The sequence below is a fragment of the Allobosea rubneri genome, from assembly GCF_032464875.1.
Classification (GTDB): Bacteria; Pseudomonadota; Alphaproteobacteria; order Rhizobiales; family Beijerinckiaceae; genus Allobosea; species Allobosea rubneri.
Genome location: NZ_JAWDID010000050.1, coordinates 1 through 17,091, shown reverse-complemented (window position 1 = coordinate 17,091; position 17,091 = coordinate 1). Strand labels below are relative to the sequence as shown.

Sequence of the window (17,091 nt, the reverse complement as noted above, 5' to 3'; positions counted from 1 at the left end):
GAGGCTTACTCCGCCGCCTGCCGGAGCCGGCCGGAGGCCAGCGCCGAACATTCCGCCATCACGGCCGAAGCGCGCGCGATCGGGTTGGTCGAATAGAAATCATGCACGGCCGAGACGAAGCCCGCCTTCTCGGTCGCCCCGCCCATGCCGGCGAGCTGCGAGAGGCCGGCGACATCGCCCGCCGCCACCGCGTCGACGGCCGCGAAATGCGGGTGCGCGGCATAGAGGGCCTGGCGCAGCGCGCCGAGCGAGTCGAAAGGCAGGGCCTTGCCGAGCGCGGCCGAAAGCGCGCGCAGGATCGCCCAGTCTTCCTTGGCGTCGCCCGGCGGGAAGGTGGCGCGAGCCGCCATCTGCACCCGGCCTTCGGTGTTGACGTAGGTTCCCGACTTCTCGGTATAGGTCGCGCCCGGCAGGATCACGTCGGCGCGGTGCGCGCCCTTATCGCCATGACTGCCCTGGTAGATCACGAAGGCGCCAGCCGGCACCTCGATCTCGTCGGCGCCGAGCAGATAGAGCACGTCGAGCGCGCCCGCAGCGGTCATGCCAGCGACGTCGAGACCGCCCTCACCCGGCACGAAGCCGAGATCGAGAGCGCCGACGCGGGCAGCCGCGGTGTGCAGGACGCCGAAACCGTTCCAGCCTTCCTTGACCGCGCCGAGGACCTGCGCCGCCTTGGCGGCAAGGGAGAGCACGGCGGCGCCGTCGGCACGGGCGAGAGCGCCCTGCCCGACCAGCACCAGCGGCCGCTCGCCGGCAGCCGGCGCACGCTTGACCAGGTCGGCCAGCGTTTCGGGACCAGCGCCGAGATGCTCATGCGCATAGGTCAGGTCGACCGGCTCGCCGATAACGGTGACCTTGAAGTCGCCGCGCAGCCAGCGCTTGCGGATGCGCGCATTGATGATCGCGGCTTCCTTGCGCGGATTGGCGCCGATGATCAGCAGCGAGGTCGCGTCCTCGATCCCGGCAATGCCGCTGTTGAGGATGTAGCTGGCGCGACCGAATGCCGGATCGAGCTTCGCACCGTCCTGGCGGCAGTCGAGATTCTGCGAGCCAAGGCCCGAGATCAGGCTCTTGAGCGCGAACATCTCCTCGACCGCGGCGAGATCACCGGCGATCGCGCCGATGCGCTCAGGGCTCGCCGCCTTGAGCTTGCTCGCGACCAGGGCGAGCGCCTCGTTCCAGCTCGCCGGGCGCAGGGCACCGTGCTCGCGGATATAGGGCCGGTCGAGACGCTGGGTCTTGAGGCCATCGGCGATGTGGCGGGTCTTGTCGGAGATCCACTCCTCGTTCACCGCCTCGTTGATGCGCGGCAGCACGCGCATCACTTCGCGGCCACGGGAATCGACCCGGATCGCCGAGCCGACCGCGTCCATCACGTCGACGGATTCGGTCTTGGTCAGCTCCCAGGGCCGGGCCTTGTTCTGGTAGGGCCGCGAGGTCAGCGCGCCGACCGGGCAGAGGTCGACGACGTTGCCCTGCAGCTCGGAGCTCATCGCCTGCTCGAGATAGGTAGTGATCTCCATGTCCTCGCCGCGACCGATCGCGCCGAGATCCGTGGCACCGGCGACCTCGGTGGTGAAGCGGACGCAGCGCGTGCACTGGATGCAGCGCGTCATCGAGGTCTTCACCAGCGGGCCGATATACTTGTCCTCGACGGCGCGCTTGTTCTCGGCGAAGCGCGACGAGTCGACGCCGTAGGCCATCGCCTGGTCCTGCAGATCGCACTCGCCGCCCTGGTCGCAGATCGGGCAGTCGAGCGGGTGGTTGATGAGCAGGAACTCCATCACCCCTTCGCGCGCCTTCTTGACCATCGGCGACTTGGTCGAGACGACCGGCGGCTCGCCGTTCGGGCCGGGGCGCAGATCGCGCACGCCGATGGCGCAGGAAGCCTGCGGCTTCGGCGGGCCGCCCTTCACCTCGACCAGGCACATGCGGCAATTGCCGGCGATGGAGAGCCGCTCATGGAAGCAGAAGCGCGGCACTTCGGCGCCGGCCGCCTCGCAGGCCTGGAGCACGGTGTACTCCGGGGGAACGTCGACCTCGATGCCGTCGATCAGAAGCTTGGTCATGGTCTCACTCCGCCGCCATGAGCCTGACCGGCTCACCATGCGGGTTGGCGGCATAGTCGTCGATGCGCTGCTCGATCTCGTGACGGAAATGGTTGATCAGGCCCTGGATCGGCCAGGCGGCAGCATCGCCCAGCGCGCAGATGGTATGGCCTTCGATCTGCTTGGAGACGTCGAGCAGCATATCGATCTCGCGCTTCTGCGCCCTGCCCTCGGCCATGCGGCTGACCACGCGCCACATCCAGCCGGTGCCCTCGCGGCACGGCGTGCACTGGCCGCAGCTCTCATGCTTGTAGAAATAGCTGATGCGGGCGATGGCGCGGATGATGTCGGTGGACTTGTCCATGACGATCACCGCCGCCGTGCCGAGGCCCGACTTCAGCTTCGAGAGCGAGTCGAAATCCATCGGCGTGTCGATGATCTGCTCGGCCGGCACCATGCGCACCGAGGAGCCACCGGGGATGACCGCCTTGAGATTGTCCCAGCCGCCGCGGATGCCGCCGCAATGGCGGTCGATCAGCTCGCGGAAGGTCAGGCCCATCGCCTCTTCGACGTTGCAGGGCTTGTTCACATGGCCCGAGACGCAGAACAGCTTGGTGCCGACATTGTTCGGCGTGCCGATCGAGGAGAACCAGCTCGCGCCGCGACGCAGGATGGTCGGCGCAACCGCGATCGACTCGACGTTGTTGACGGTGGTCGGGCAGCCATAGAGGCCGACATTGGCCGGGAAAGGCGGCTTCAGCCGCGGCATGCCCTTCTTGCCCTCGAGGCTCTCGAGCAGCGCGGTCTCTTCGCCGCAGATATATGCGCCGGCGCCGTGATGCACATAAAGATCAAACGGATAGCCGTGCTTGTTGTTCTTGCCGATGAGGTTCGCCGCATAGGCCTCGTCGACGGCGCGCTGCAGCGCCTCGCGCTCGCGGACGTATTCGCCGCGGATGTAGATGTAGGCGGCGTGCGCACCCATCGCGAAGGAGGCGATCAGGCAGCCCTCGACCAGCGTATGCGGGTCGTTGCGCATGATCTCGCGGTCCTTGCAGGTGCCGGGCTCCGACTCGTCGGCATTGACGACGAGATAATGCGGGCGCCCGTCGCTCTGCTTCGGCATGAACGACCATTTCAGGCCGGTCGGGAAGCCGGCGCCGCCGCGCCCGCGCAGGCCGGACTTCTTCATCTCGTCGATGATCCAGTCGCGGCCCTGCTCGAGCAGGAACTTGGTGCCGTCCCAGGCACCGCGCTGCATGGCGCCCTTCAGCGACAGGTCGTGCCGGCCGTAGAGGTTGGTGAAAATGCGGTCGCGGTCTGCGAGCATGGTTTTCGCCTCACTTCACCGGCTTGTCGCCGAGCTTGCTGTCCGGCCGCCAGCCGGTCGCAAGCTTCTTGGCCTGGCCGATCCAGTCGTCACGGACCGCCCTGCCCTTGAATCCAGTCACACGCGCATCGACCCAGGCCAGTTCGGCCGGCGTCCAGGCAGCGATCTGATCGTAGTGCCAGATGCCCATCTCGTTGAGCATCGTCGCCAGCTTGGGACCGACGCCCCAGATCAGCTCGAGGTCGTCGCCCTTGCCGCCACGGGCCGCGGTGAGCAGCTCGGGCTTGGACTCGGCCACGGCGGGCGCGGCTTCAGCGGCAGGAGCGGCCTTCGCGGCGGGAGCCGGCTTGGCGTCGTCCTTGATCGCCTTGCCGGTCGCGGACGGGGTGTCCTGAGCGGCGCTGGCCGGCTGGCCGGGTTCGGACGGCTTCGGACGGCCGGGTGCAGCGGCTTCGGGGGCCGGCGCGGTCTTGGTGTCGGTCGGGCCGGCCTTGCCGGTCGCAGCGGCAGCTTCCGCCTCCGCCTTCGCCTTGGCTTCGGCGGCGGCCTTCTCGCTGGCGATCTTGATCGCGGCCTCTTCGCGCTGCTTGGCGATGCGCTGCTGCCAGTTGCCGGCGCCGATCACCGAGCCGTCATAGAGCGCGGCGTCCTTCAGCGTCTCGCCACCACCGACCGGCTCCGAGCAGGAACGGTCGATCTGCGGGCCGGGCTTGGTCGGGCGGCCATGGCGGAGATCGTCGAGGAGCTTGCGGAAGTTCTCCGGCGTCAGATCCTCGTAATAGTCGAAATTGATCTGCGCCATCGGGGCGTTGCAGCAGGCGCCGAGGCATTCGACCTCGAGCCAGGAGAGCTTGCCGTCGGCGGTAACGGTCGATTGCGGGCCGATGACGTCCTCGCAGACCTTCTTCAGCGCCTCGGCGCCACGCAGCGCGCAGGGAGTGGTGCCGCAGAGCTGGACGAAGTGCTGGCCCACCGGCTGCAGGCTGAACATGGTGTAGAAGGTCGCGACCTCCAGCACCCGCATCGGCGCCATGCCGAGCTTGTGGGCGACGGCCTCGATCGCAGCGCGCGGCAGCCAGCCATCATGCTGTTCCTGGGCCTTCCACAGCAGCGGAATCACGGCCGAGGCCTGCCGGCCCTCGGGATATTTGGCGATCTGCTGGTCGGCCCAGTTCTCGTTCGCCGCAGTGAAGGCGAACGAGGCAGGCTGGACGTGATCGGGAGCGAGACGACGGACGGACATCAGCGGTCCACCTCACCAAAGACGATATCGAGGGAGCCGAGGATGGCGGAGACGTCCGCCAGCATGTGCTTGCGGCACATGAAGTCCATGGCCTGGAGATGGGCGAAGCCCGGGGCCTTGATCTTGCAGCGATAAGGCTTGTTGGTGCCGTCGGAGACGAGATAGACGCCGAACTCGCCCTTCGGCGCTTCGACGGCGGCGTAGACCTCGCCCTCGGGCACCTTGTAGCCTTCGGTGTAGAGCTTGAAATGGTGGATCAGCGCTTCCATCGAGCGCTTCATCTCGCCGCGCTTGGGCGGCACCATCTTGCCGTCGAGCGAGGAGACCGGGCCACCGCCATCGGCCGCCAGCAGCTTCTCGCAGCACTGCTTCATGATGCGGACCGACTGGCGCATCTCTTCCATGCGGATGCAGTAGCGGTCGTAGCAATCGCCGTTCTTGCCGACGGGGATGTCGAATTCCATCTCCTCGTAGCACTCGTAGGGCTGGCTCTTGCGCAGGTCCCAGGCGGCGCCGGAGCCGCGCACCATCACGCCCGAAAAACCCCATTTCCAGCAGGTCTCGAGATCGACGACGCCGATGTCGACATTGCGCTGCTTGAAGATGCGGTTGTCGGTGAGCAGCCCTTCCAGGTCGTCGCAGACCTTGAGGAACGGGTCGCACCATTCGGCGATGTCGTGGATCAGCGAGGTCGGCAGGTCCTGGTGGACGCCGCCGGGCCGGACATAGGCCGCATGCATGCGCGCGCCGCAGGCCCGCTCGTAGAAGATCATCAGCTTCTCGCGTTCCTCGAAGCCCCAGAGCGGCGGCGTCAGCGCGCCGACGTCCATGGCCTGCGTGGTGACGTTGAGGATATGCGAGAGGATGCGGCCGATCTCGGAATAGAGCACGCGGATGAGCTGGCCGCGGCGCGGCACGGTCACGCCCATCAGCTTCTCGACCGCGAGCGAATAGGCATGCTCCTGGTTCATCGGCGCGACATAGTCGAGCCGGTCGAAATAGGGCAGCGCCTGGAGATAGGTCTTGGCCTCGATCAGCTTCTCGGTGCCGCGATGCAGCAGGCCGATATGCGGGTCGACACGCTCGACGATCTCGCCGTCGAGCTCCAGCACCAGGCGCAGCACGCCGTGCGCCGCCGGATGCTGCGGGCCGAAGTTGATCGAGAAGTTGCGGATATTGTGCTCGCTCATGTCCGGGCGTCCTGCTCAGCCTGGAACCGCGCCATCACCTCGGCACCCGTCAGGCGGGGGCGCTCGCCGGCGAAGGCATAGAGGCCTGGCTTCTCGTCGATGAAGATCTCTTCGAGGAAGGTGAAAGGCGTCAGGTCGTTGAAGCTCTGCAGTGAGACGGCGACATGGCCCGCGCCGTCGCGCAGCCGCCAGAACAGGCTCGACCCGCAGACAGAGCAGAACTGCCGCTCAGCCCAGTCGGAGGAGGGATAGCGGCCGAGGTGGCTCTCGTCCTCGATCGTCACCTCGCCGCAAGGCACGGCCATGAACACGCCGCCAGTCCAGCGCCGGCACATGCCGCAATGGCAGACATCCATCTCAAGCTTGGCCGGCGTGGCGCGGAAACGGACCGCACCGCACAGACAGCCTCCCGATACGGGCGCGCTTTCAGCCATCGCCTCAGGCCCCCTTCGCCTTCTCGTCGCCAGGCAGCACGTATTCCGTGCCTTCCCAGGGCGAGAGGAAGTCGAAGTTCCGGAACTCCTGGTTCAGCTTCACCGGCTCGTAGACGACGCGCTTCTGCTCGTCGTCATAGCGGACCTCGACGAAGCCGGTGAGCGGGAAGTCCTTGCGCAGCGGATAGCCCTCGAAACCGTAGTCGGTGAGGATGCGGCGCAGGTCCGGATGGCCCGAGAACAGGATGCCGTAGAAATCGTAGGCCTCGCGCTCGTACCAATTCGCAGCCGGGAAGACCTCGATGACCGAGGGGACCGGGGTCGCCTCGTCGGTCTGGACCTTCACCCGGATGCGCACGTTGTGGCGCGGCGAAAGCAGGTGGTAGACGACGTCGAAGCGCTTCTCGCGGCCGGGATAGTCGGCGCCGGCGATGTCGGTGAAATTGACGAAGCGAAAGCGCTGATCGTCATAGAGCGCGCGCAGCACCTGCACGATGGCGCCGGCCTCGGCCTCGATGGTGAGCTCGTCGAAAGCGACGAGCGCGTTCGTGACCGCGCCGGGCAGCGCCGCCTTGATCTCTTCGCCCAATGTCACGAGCGCTTCGCTCATCGTCTCACCTTCGGTCGCCCCGCCTGCATCCTGGCCGGGATTGACCCCGGCCATCTCATGCGGACTTCGGCTTTGCCCTGTCCAACCCGCGTCTCTCCCTCAGGAGATGGTCGGTTCAAGCCCGACCATGACGCGCATACATTACCGCTCGATCGTACCCGTGCGGCGGATCTTCTTCTGCAGCAGCAGAACACCGTAGAGCAGAGCCTCCGCAGTCGGCGGGCAGCCCGGCACGTAGATGTCGATCGGCACGATGCGGTCGCAGCCGCGCACCACCGAATAGCTGTAGTGGTAGTAGCCGCCGCCATTGGCGCAGGAGCCCATCGAGATGACGTAGCGCGGCTCCGGCATCTGGTCGTAGACCTTGCGCAAAGCCGGCGCCATCTTGTTGGTCAGCGTGCCGGCGACGATCATCACGTCGGACTGACGCGGCGAGGCGCGCGGCGCGAAGCCGAAGCGCTCGACGTCATAGCGCGGCATGGAGAGCTGCATCATCTCGACCGCGCAGCAGGCGAGGCCGAAGGTCATCCACATCAGCGAGCCGGTGCGCGACCAGTTTATCAGGTCGTCCGTGGCGGTGACGAGGAAGCCCTTGTCGGCAAGCTCGTTGTTGATCTCGACGAAGAAGGGATCGCGCGCGCCGACGGGCTTGCCATCGGGGCCAAGGAGTCCCTTGGGCGCGGGCGCGACGAGCGGATTGCCGCGATCGATCGCAGTGGTGGCCATCAGTTCGACCTTCCGGGTTTCGACGATTCCAACAATGCCGACGGCACGGAGGCAGGCTTACGCGACACGATGATCAATCCCATTCGAGGGCGCCCTTGCGCCACTCATAGATGAATCCGACGGTCAGCACGCCGAGGAAGAGCATCATCGACCAGAAGCCGAACCAGCCGAGCCCGCCGAAGGCGACCGCCCAGGGGAAGAGGAAGGCGACCTCGAGGTCGAAGATGATGAAAAGGATGGCGACGAGATAGAAGCGCACGTCGAATTTCATGCGCGCATCGTCGAAGGCGTTGAAGCCGCACTCATAGGCCGAGAGCTTCTCGGCATCCGGCTTGGAATAGGCGACGGCGAAGGGCGCGATCAGCAGCGCGAGGCCGATCACCAGCGAGAGGCCGATGAAGATGGCCAGCGGCAGGTAGTCGGTCAGCAGGGACTGCACAGGAAGAGCTTGCATGTGACACCCCGCAAAGCCGGTGCGCCGGCTGCGCACCCCAATCTCGCCAGTCGATTAGCCCCTGCTTTAGAATCACGCAAGGGTTTGCCGCGTCGCACAAAGCGGGCAGCGCCATGCCCGCGCCGCATGCACCAGCGTCATGGCGGCAGGAGCGGTAAATCCACGCGGTTCGACCGGATTCTCGGCTGCTGTCGGCGCAAACGCAAGCAGGCGGTTGTCGTGCTGCGCTCGATCGTGGCAGATCGACCCTAACGTCAGCGTTCAGGAGCTTCTCCACGATTCGCGAGGCGAACGGTCCGAAGGCAACGCAAGAGGCGGTTTTTCCAGCGATGATCACGCCATTTGCGCAAGCTGAAGCCGCCGCGACACCGGCCCCGGACGCGCTGGAATCGGCATGTCGCGGCTGAGCGGCCGCGCAAGCGCGCCGGCCCTCTGCCTGCTCCTCTCGCTGCTGGCCTCGGCAGCACCGGCGCTCGCGCAGACTGTCCGCATGCAATTGCCGCCGGAGCGCCCGTTCGACCTCGACCTGAAGCCGGGCCCGGCCGAGCCGGCGATCGTGGTACCGGCCCAGCCGACGCCGGCCGAAGCACCGACGCCAGCCTCGGCCGTGCCGGGCCCCACCCTGGCGCAGCCGGACGACGACGAGGGACCGGAATGGCCACAGCGCACGCCGGGCCAGGCCGAGGAAGAACCGGCCTTCGACCCGGAGGAAAAGCCGGACCGCCCCGGCATCTCGACCGATCCCGGGACGTCGATCGTCTGCCTGCCGCCGGTGCTGAAGAAGATTCTCGGCAAGATCGCCGACAAGTACGGCGCGGTGAAGGTCACCTCGACCTGGCGGCCGCCCTGGCGCGCCCGGCGCGGCTCCTTCCACAAGCGCTGCGAGGCCATGGATTTCCGCGTGCCGGGGGTCAGGCCGCGCGCCGTGCTCGAATTCGCCAGGAGCCTGCCGGAAGTCGGCGGCAACAAAGTCTATTGGAACGGGTTGATTCACATCGACACGGGCCCGCGGCGCCCCTGGTGAGCACCGCCACGATCCGGCCCGCAGCGCACTAGCACGCGCCGCGCGGCATGCTACAGCTTGGGAATCGCCGATTGGGGACTGGAAGGCATGACGGCATCGGCGAAGCCCAGCGGCATTCCGGCCCGGCTGGTGATCCTGTCCCTGGTCGCAGTACTCGTTCTGCCCGGCATGGTGTTCGCCGGCCTGCTGCTGCAACGCTTCGCCCAGTCGGAAAACGAACGCTACCGGCAGGAAGCCCGCGAGGTCGCCAGCACCGCCGCCTCGATCCTCGATCGCTATCTGGGCGGCTGGCAGACCACGCTGCAGACGCTCGCGACGTCGGAGAACCTGCGCAGCCGCAACTTCGAAGCGTTCTATCGCCAGGCGACGCTGGTCAAGCACTTCGTCGGGGCGGAGATCGGACTGCGCCGCCTCGATGGCGAGCAGATCGTCAACACGCGCTTCCCCTACGGCTCACAACTGCCGAACTACAAGTTCGACGTCGACAGCGAGGCGATAGCCACGCGCAAGCCGGTCGTCTCGAACGTCTTCATCGGGGCCATGACCGGCGAACCGCTCGTCACGATGATCATCCCGCTGGAATTCGACGGCAGGCCGGAATTCCTGCTGCATATCAGCGCCAATACGCAGCGGCTGAACGATGTGCTGAGGCCTGTGGTTCCGGCGAACTGGGTCGTCGCGGTCGGTGATCGTCGCGGTCAGTACGTCACCCGCTCGGAGGATCACGAGGCCTTCAGCGGCAAGCCCGGCGTGCCGGCCTTCCTGGAGAAGGCGGTCGGACCCAGCGGCAATTTCGAGGGCCAGAGCGCCAAGGGCGAGCAGGTGCTTGTCGGCTATGACCGCTCCGATCTTGCGGATTGGCTCGTCGCCGCCAGCATCCAGCAGAGCGTCATCCGGCAACCGCTCAACACCGCCCTGCAATCCCTGATCGCCTTCGGGCTCGCGGCTCTGCTCGTCGCCTCCCTGATCGCGCTCTGGCTTTGGGGACTGATCGGCCGGCCGCTTGCGATCCTGACCAAGGCCAGCGGCCAGCTCGGCCGGCTGGCGGGGCCAATCGCAGCGCCGACGCGATTGCGCGAGTTCGCGGCGCTACGAGATGCCCTGTCGACCGCCTCGGAGCAGATTCACTCGGACAGCGCAGCCCTTGAGGAGCGCGTCGCTGCGCGCACGCGCGAGCTGGAAGAGACCAATGCAAGGCTCGCCGCCGAGATCGAGCAGCGATCCCGGATCGAGACCATGCTGGTCCAGGCTCAGAAGATGGAGGCGATCGGCAATCTGACCGGCGGCGTCGCCCATGACTTCAACAATCTGCTGCAGGTCGTCGGCGGCAATCTCCAGCTCCTGGCGCGCGAGGTGCCCGGCAACGACAAGGCCCAGGCCCGGATCGAGAAGGCGATGGCCGGAGTGGCACGGGGCTCGCACCTCGCCTCCCAGCTGCTCGCCTTCGGCCGCCGCCAGCCGCTGGAACCGAAGGTCGTCAATATCGGGCGCCTGATCCGCGGCATGGACGATCTGCTGCGGCGCACGCTGGGCGAAGCCGTCGAGATCGAGACGGTGATCGCCGGCGGCCTCTGGAACACGCTCGTCGACCCCGCCAATCTCGAGAACGCCATTCTCAACCTCGCGATCAATTCGCGCGACGCCATGGGTGGGAGCGGCCGGCTGACCGTCGAGGCCGGCAACGCCTTTCTCGACGATGCCTATGCCGCCGCATATGCCGACGTGACGGCCGGCCAATATGTCCAGATCGCGGTCAGTGACACCGGCACCGGCATGAGCCGCGAGGTGATCGAGCAGGTCTTCGAGCCCTTCTTCTCGACCAAGCCCGAGGGCAAGGGCACCGGTCTTGGGCTCTCGATGGTCTATGGCTTCGTCAAGCAGTCGGGCGGGCATGTGAAGGTCTATAGCGAGCCCGGCCAGGGCACGACGATGCGACTCTACCTGCCGCGCTCGATGGAAGCCGAGGACATCCCAGCGGAGGTCGACACCGGCCCCGTCGTCGGCGGCAACGAGACCGTGCTCGTGGTCGAGGACGACGATGCCGTGCGCGACACCGTGATCGGCCTGCTCGACGGGCTCGGCTACCGCGTGCTGAAGGCGCCGGACGCGCAGAGCGCGCTGGTCGTCGTCGAAAGCGGTGTCGCCATCGATCTGCTGTTTACCGATGTGGTGATGCCCGGCTCGCTCAAGAGCGCCGAACTCGCCCGCAAGGCCAAGGAAAGGCTGCCGCAGCTCAGCGTGCTGTTCACCTCGGGCTACACCGAAAACTCGATCGTGCATGGCGGCCGGCTCGATGCCGGCGTCAACCTCTTGTCGAAGCCCTATACGCGCGATGCCCTCGCCCGGAAGATCCGGCAGGTCCTCGCCCGCGACGGGAAGATGCCGAAGCCGGCAGCGGAACAGCCGGAAGATCAGGCCGCCCCTGCCCCGCAGCGGACGATCTACACCGTGCTGGTCTGCGAGGACGAGGCGCTGATCCGGCTTGATACGGTCGATCTCCTGCAGGAGCTCGGCCATATCGCCGTCGAGGCCGAGAACGGCATGCAGGCCCTGGAGCTGCTGAGCAACGGCACCATCGATATCCTGTTGACAGATATCGGCCTGCCCGACCTGCGGGGCGACGAGCTGGCCCGGCGCGCACGGCAGATGCGCCCGGAGCAACCGGTCGTCTTCGTCACCGGACATAGCGAGGTCCCTGGATTCGAGGACGCACCGCGCACGGTGATCCTCAAGAAACCCTATGCCTTCGAAGCGCTGGAACGCGCGATCGCCGGGGTGATGGCGAAGGAGGCCGCCGAAAGCTGATCTGCTGCGCGAAGGGCTTGTCGCGGCACTTGCCCACAAGCTAAGGCTTGAAGGCTGGGTGGCGAGGCCTTAAACGGCTGCTGCGGGGCGGTTAGCTCAGTTGGTAGAGCATCTCGTTTACACCGAGAGGGTCGGCGGTTCGAGCCCGTCACCGCCCACCATGCGCAGTTCCTTCAATTGTCGGCCATTTTCGGGAACGGGCGCGCCGATGAGACGGCCCCCGGGCTCGCCCGGCCGTGCCCAGGTTCGCGAGGCTGGCGGTGCCGCTGACCTCAACGCGGCGCGCAGCGCCCCTCGCCCTGCGATCGATGGCGGCTTCCGCGACACACCGAGCGTGATCGCGGCCTCGGCCGGCCGGGCATGGATTCGCGGCAAGGCTCCTTTGCCGGATCGGTCTCACGGGGCATGCCGTGACGAATCGGACCACGCCCCTCGAAGTCCGCACCGCGCGACGAGCCAAAAGAGCGTCGATTGGGTGGATTTTCGTCGCCCGCTGTGGAAGCGACAATTTCATGGCAGCTCGCGCTTGACACTCAGCGCCCGGCACCATAATCCCAACCTCGCTGAGGCCAAGGCCTTCAGCCGCCCGCGCGGGCGTAGCTCAGTTGGTTAGAGTGCCGGCCTGTCACGCCGGAGGTCGCGGGTTCGAGCCCCGTCGCCCGCGCCATGTTTCCCCTTCATCTTCAGCTATTTGTAGCGAAGACTGAGGCTTTTGCATTAGCTGAGGCCAGCGCCTCGGCCGCCCGCGCGGGCGTAGCTCAGTTGGTTAGAGTGCCGGCCTGTCACGCCGGAGGTCGCGGGTTCGAGCCCCGTCGCCCGCGCCATTATCTTCCGCCTTCCAGTCGCGTTTCCGGCCTTCCGAGCGATCCTCGTCGCGGATTGTCGCTCACGGTTTGTCTGCCGTTTCCCTGAGCGCCAAGCCATCGCTTCAGGCCCTGCCGGGCCGTGTCGGCGAGACGAATCCTGCGCGACCGCAGTTCGGGGGCTACAAGCATCTTTCCAGAGTCCGATGCCTGCCGCCTTACGTAGCGTCAGCGAGGTCCAGCCGACGCCGGCGCTGGAGCGGTCGCCGCGCCGGGCCCGGGCGCGGCCAATTGCGCAGGGCCTGTCGCCAGCAGGTTGATGCTGACGATGACGCAGCCGCCCGGCGCCTGAAGCAGCAGGTAACGCTCGCCGGTCGCACGGAGCAGGACCGGAATGCCGGCCAGGTTGGCGATCGTGCGACCTTCCTTGCTGAACTCCGCCTGCATTGCGCCGCAGCTGCGCGCCGTCGGCACGACCTGCACCGTCGAGCCCTGGCAGCCGCCGACGGGCGTCGGCGACAGGTGGATGAAGGCTGCGGCGTTGGGCGCGGCCCGATTCCCGGACGTCATCGCGATGATCGAGCTGAACGGCCCTTGATTGGGCGCGCCCGTCAGCCAGTTCGACATGGCCGCGTGCGGCGCCCCGATCGTGCCGCTCGCCGCGCGCGCGATCCCGTCGAGACAGGTCACAATGCCGGCGTTGCGGGCGTGCATCACGGGTTGCAGCTCGCCCGCTTCGGCCTGAACCGGAGGCGGCTCAACTTTCGTCGCAGGGGATGGCGCAGGCTCCGATCGCGGCGGAGGCTGTGACGCGGCAGGTCGATGTCCCGATCGCGGCGCCGTCTGCTGCGCCTGAAGCTGCGACGCGACCAGAAGCAGGGATCCGGCAAGGACCGCCGAAAACCGCCGGCTCCGCGCGCCCGATGCCATCAGAATTCCACCGACATGCCGGCACGAGCGACATGCTCGCTGCCGCCGCCGCTGGCGTAGGAACCGTGGAGGATGACCGGCACCGCCGTTTGAAGGCGGTGCGCGACCCCGATCCCGACACCGAACTCGCCGCGATAGGTCGCGCCGTTGACGGTCAGGGTCGTCTTGCCCGGTGCCGAGGGTGTGACGACAGGTGCGAGGGCGGCGACGCCGGCGAGGCCACGACGCGATTCGCGGCGATTGCTGTCGATCTGGGTCTGCAGCCCTCCCATCTGGCTTTGCAGCCCGCCGATCTGGCCCTGCACCGCACCGAGCTGGCTCATGTTCACTGCATCGGTGGGAGCGACGCCGGCTGCGATATTGGTCAGGCGTCGCTCGCTGCCGGGCGCCCCGAATGAAACCGTGTTGGGCGCGCTGGCGATCGAGCCGGAACCGATTGCAACCGCGTTGGCGGCGCTCGCCGCCGCGCCCGGGCCGAAGGCCGCCGAGAGCAGTCCGGTTGCCGCCGCGCCATCGCCGAAGGCCGCGCCGCCATTGGAGGCCGATGCGCCCGCTCCGACAGCGACAGAGCCGGTCGCGGCCGCGCCGGCTCCGATGGCGATCGCGCTGGTGCCGGTCGAGGCCGCACCGAGGCCGAGCGCCACCGCGCCGGTCTGCGTTGCCCGTGCGCTGTCGCCTAGCGCAATGGCGGAAGCACCGCTTGCGCTGCTTAAAGCTCCAGCGGCAAGGCTTCTCGCCCCAGAGGCCGTGCTCTCGCCGCCGATCGCCGTACTCGCATCCCCGGCCGCCGAACTGAACGCCCCGAGCGCCGTGCTCTGGCCTCCGCTCGCACTGCTATCGCGCCCCAGCGCGGCAGCGTCGGCGCCGCTCGCGTTCGCACCCGCGCCGAGCGCTGCGCTCCGCGCACCACTGGCGGTGCTGTAGGCACCGACAGCGAGGCTTCGCGTGCCGGACGCCGCGCTGAAGTCGCCCAGCGCGGCACTGTACTGGCCAGTGCCCTTGGCAGCGAAACCTGCCGCCAGCGCTCCGTTCGCGGCAATCGCCTGCGCCCCGATGGCGGTGCTGGCATCACCGCCCGCCGAACTAAACGCGCCGAGCGCCGTGGTCTGACTGCCGCTGGCACGGCTGTCACGACCATAGGCAACAGCGCTGGCCGCGCTCGCGGCAGAGCCGCTGCCGACCGCCGTGCTGGCGAGTCCGCTGGCTAGGCTGTTCCGACCGCCGGCGAAGCTCTGGCTACCGCTCGCTTCGCTACTGGAGCCGACAGCGACGCTCGCCTCGCCCGTCGCCTTGCTGAAGCCGCCGAGCGCGGCGCTGTACTCGCCGCTCGCGGTGCTGGCGACGCCATAGGCGACGCTGCCGATAGCCAGGGCTTTGCTGTTGACGCCGAAGGCGGCGCTGTTGCCGCCGCTCGCCTCGCTGTCGCGGCCATAGGCGGCATCGCTGGTCTTGCTTGCAGTGGCGCCGGTGCCGACCGCGGTGCTGAAGAGGCCGGCCGCCGTCGCGCCCGACTGGGAGACGCCATCGCCGCCGCCGATCGCGATGCTAAAGTTGCCGATGGCGTGGGCGGAAGAGCTCGAATCGGCTCCGCCGCCCACTGCGATGCTGTAGATTCCGCCGGGCAGGCCGCTGCCGGCGCTAGCGCCCACCGCGATCGAGCCGACATTGGCCATCGCGTTGGAGCCGAGCGCAGTCCCTCTCGACAGGGCCACGGCGACCTCTCCAACCACCGTCGCATCGTTTCCGGAAGCGACGCCCGAAGCACCAATCGCCGTGCTTCTCTCCCCGGCGGCCGTGGCATTGCTACCGAAGGCCGCCGAGAAGAGGCCGGATTGTGCATTCACGCCGACAGCCGTCGAAAAGCCGCCACTTCCAACGGTCGTGGCGTTAGGGCCGCATGCGAATTGTCTGCCTGCGGCGTTGGCCACGCAGTCCGCGTTGGCCTGCACAGGATCGGTCGTCTGCGCCAACACGCTGGGAGAGTACGACAGCGCAATGAGCGCGCAGCCGCCGAGCGTGACCATCCGCCGTGGCCGACCTCCGAGCCGATTAGGCATGTCCCCTCCAAGACCATTTCAATGACAAGCGATCTTGCGCGGTGGGCGCGCTCGGTCTTGGGCAGGACCGCAATCTAATTTAGTTGGCGCGAAGCACCTGCCGGGTTTTGTGCGACTGTTGCTGCTGTGCGACAGGCGCTCGCGGAAGCTCGCTTGGCTTCGATTTGAACAAGCGCCCGCTCCTGTTCGCTGCGGCATTTACGTTTCCGCTAGGGAATGTCACGATCGAAGGGTCGCGGCCCGGGGGCGAAGCACGGGACATGAGCAATGTTGCCTTCACTTCGGATGAGCTGCCGGCGCATCTCGATTCCGGCGCCCGCTTCGCGCGCTGGCACGAAATCTTCGAATCGCTGACCTGCTGCTCGGACTACTTCCGCGCGGAGGACCGGCCGTTCCGGGCGCAGTTTCAATGGGCGCCGTTCGGCGATGCCTATGTCACGACCTTCGGCGGCACGTTCCAACGCATTGCCCGCACGGCGAGCGCGATCGCACGCGGCCCCGACGATGATTTCTGCATTCTTCTGAACCGGGGCCGAGAGGCGTTCAGCACCTCGCATCTCGGGGAGACCACGGTGATCCCACCGGGCGCGGTGCACATGGTGACGAACGGCGCAGCGGCGGAGATCCTTGCCGCAGCTCATTGCGAGATCAATACCGTCACGATCCGGCAGGACCGGCTGCGCGCGCTGATGCCGAGCGCCGCGGAGCTGCTCGCCCGCCCGCTCGATCCGCAACAGGCAGCCGTCCGCCATCTCGGGCGCTATGTCGAGAGCATCATCGATCTCGACGGCGCCAAGGACGACCCGGCGCTGCAGCAGCATGTCGGCACCACCTTGCTCGATCTCGTCGCGCTGGCTCTCGGTGCCGGCCGCGATACCGCGGCGACCGCCGGGATGCGCGGGCTGCGAGCGGCGCGGCTCCAGGAGATCCTGTCGGGCATCCGCGCCGGCTACACCGACCCCGGCTTCTCGCCTGCCGCCCTCGGGGCGAAACTCGATCTGTCGCCGCGTTACATCCAGGACATCCTGCACGAGACGGGGGTGAGCTTCACCGAACGCGTGCTGGACCTGCGCCTCCAGATGGCGCGCCGCATGCTGGCTTCGGCATCCGGAGCACGACTGAAAGTCAGCGAGATCGCGCTCGGCTGCGGCTTCAACGACGTGTCCTACTTCAACCAGGCTTTCCGCAGCCGCTTCGGGGCAGCGCCCACCCAGTTCCGTCTCTGAGACGCGGCCTGGCCGATCGTCGCGAGGCGAGCGGTAGGGAACGCTGACGACTCGGCGCCGTTTCTCCTTACCCATCCGGGCAAAGAAAAAGGTTGGGCCATTGGGCTCGCGTCGCGGATGCGATGCGGCGGTGGCCGATGCGCTTTAGGCTCCACCGATCCAGCCCAGCGGATCAGGGAGAAGAGCGATGGAGTGCTTTGTTGGCTTGGAC

13 protein-coding genes, 3 tRNA genes and 1 pseudogene are annotated in these 17,091 nt (G+C 67.4%); 6 read left to right on the top strand and 11 right to left on the bottom strand.

Annotated elements, in window-relative coordinates; translation table 11 throughout:
- Positions 1-5: 5 nt before the first annotated feature.
- The 8 genes from nuoG to RKE40_RS23295 form a co-directional block, all read right to left on the bottom strand.
- A complete protein-coding gene (gene nuoG / locus RKE40_RS23330; protein WP_316020598.1) occupies positions 6-2,069 on the bottom strand; it encodes an NADH-quinone oxidoreductase subunit NuoG in 2,064 nt (687 codons plus the stop codon).
- A 4-nt stretch (positions 2,070-2,073) separates the two neighbouring features.
- Positions 2,074-3,378, bottom strand: coding sequence for an NADH-quinone oxidoreductase subunit NuoF (nuoF, locus tag RKE40_RS23325; RefSeq protein WP_316020597.1), 1,305 nt, complete (start codon positions 3,376-3,378; stop codon positions 2,074-2,076).
- A 10-nt stretch (positions 3,379-3,388) separates the two neighbouring features.
- Positions 3,389-4,621, bottom strand: a complete 1,233-nt coding sequence (gene nuoE, locus RKE40_RS23320; protein ID WP_316020596.1) for an NADH-quinone oxidoreductase subunit NuoE — start codon at positions 4,619-4,621, stop codon at positions 3,389-3,391.
- Complete coding sequence (locus RKE40_RS23315) at positions 4,621-5,811, bottom strand: NADH-quinone oxidoreductase subunit D (protein ID WP_316020595.1); 1,191 nt, start codon at positions 5,809-5,811, stop codon at positions 4,621-4,623. Before RKE40_RS23315 ends, nuoE begins: the two co-directional genes overlap by 1 nt.
- The gene (locus RKE40_RS23310) at positions 5,808-6,245 is read right to left on the bottom strand and encodes a GFA family protein (RefSeq protein WP_316020594.1); all 438 of its coding nucleotides are present in this window, start codon (positions 6,243-6,245) and stop codon (positions 5,808-5,810) included. The genes RKE40_RS23315 and RKE40_RS23310 overlap by 4 nt, the downstream gene beginning before the upstream one ends.
- 4 nt (positions 6,246-6,249) lie before the next feature.
- On the bottom strand, positions 6,250-6,855 hold the full coding sequence (locus RKE40_RS23305) for an NADH-quinone oxidoreductase subunit C (protein WP_316020593.1): 606 nt from the start codon (positions 6,853-6,855) through the stop codon (positions 6,250-6,252).
- A 141-nt stretch (positions 6,856-6,996) separates the two neighbouring features.
- Positions 6,997-7,581 carry a NuoB/complex I 20 kDa subunit family protein gene (locus RKE40_RS23300; protein ID WP_316020592.1) on the bottom strand — a complete coding sequence of 195 codons (585 nt, stop codon included), beginning with the start codon at positions 7,579-7,581 and terminating at the stop codon, positions 6,997-6,999.
- A 73-nt stretch (positions 7,582-7,654) separates the two neighbouring features.
- The gene (locus tag RKE40_RS23295; protein ID WP_390893502.1) at positions 7,655-8,035 is read right to left on the bottom strand and encodes an NADH-quinone oxidoreductase subunit A; all 381 of its coding nucleotides are present in this window, start codon (positions 8,033-8,035) and stop codon (positions 7,655-7,657) included.
- 394 nt (positions 8,036-8,429) lie between these two features.
- Between RKE40_RS23295 and RKE40_RS23290 the strand changes: the two genes are divergently transcribed.
- The 5 genes from RKE40_RS23290 (at position 8,430) to RKE40_RS23270 (ending at position 12,688) form a co-directional block, all read left to right on the top strand.
- Positions 8,430-9,059 (top strand): YcbK family protein, encoded by a 630-nt coding sequence (locus tag RKE40_RS23290; RefSeq protein WP_316020591.1) that lies wholly within the window; start codon positions 8,430-8,432, stop codon positions 9,057-9,059.
- Between the two features lie 87 nt (positions 9,060-9,146).
- Positions 9,147-11,864: a response regulator gene (locus tag RKE40_RS23285; protein WP_316020590.1), complete on the top strand. Its 2,718-nt coding sequence runs from the start codon at positions 9,147-9,149 to the stop codon at positions 11,862-11,864.
- Positions 11,865-11,949: 85 nt separating this feature from the next.
- Positions 11,950-12,025, top strand: a tRNA-Val gene (locus RKE40_RS23280).
- Between the two features lie 429 nt (positions 12,026-12,454).
- Positions 12,455-12,531 (top strand) — tRNA-Asp (locus RKE40_RS23275).
- Positions 12,532-12,611: 80 nt separating this feature from the next.
- Positions 12,612-12,688, top strand: a tRNA-Asp gene (locus RKE40_RS23270).
- 207 nt (positions 12,689-12,895) lie between these two features.
- Here RKE40_RS23270 and RKE40_RS23265 read toward each other — a convergent pair.
- The 3 genes and pseudogenes from RKE40_RS23265 to RKE40_RS29790 form a co-directional block, all read right to left on the bottom strand.
- The gene (locus tag RKE40_RS23265; protein WP_316020589.1) at positions 12,896-13,381 is read right to left on the bottom strand and encodes a hypothetical protein; all 486 of its coding nucleotides are present in this window, start codon (positions 13,379-13,381) and stop codon (positions 12,896-12,898) included.
- Positions 13,382-13,596: 215 nt separating this feature from the next.
- Positions 13,597-15,309 carry a YadA family autotransporter adhesin gene (locus RKE40_RS23260; protein ID WP_316020588.1) on the bottom strand — a complete coding sequence of 571 codons (1,713 nt, stop codon included), beginning with the start codon at positions 15,307-15,309 and terminating at the stop codon, positions 13,597-13,599.
- A gap of 57 nt (positions 15,310-15,366) precedes the next feature.
- Positions 15,367-15,621, bottom strand: a pseudogene (locus RKE40_RS29790) (hypothetical protein); the annotation flags it as partial.
- A 116-nt stretch (positions 15,622-15,737) separates the two neighbouring features.
- Between RKE40_RS29790 and RKE40_RS23255 the strand changes: the two are divergent.
- Positions 15,738-16,880 (top strand): helix-turn-helix transcriptional regulator, encoded by a 1,143-nt coding sequence (locus RKE40_RS23255; protein ID WP_316020587.1) that lies wholly within the window; start codon positions 15,738-15,740, stop codon positions 16,878-16,880.
- Positions 16,881-17,091 lie beyond the last annotated feature (211 nt).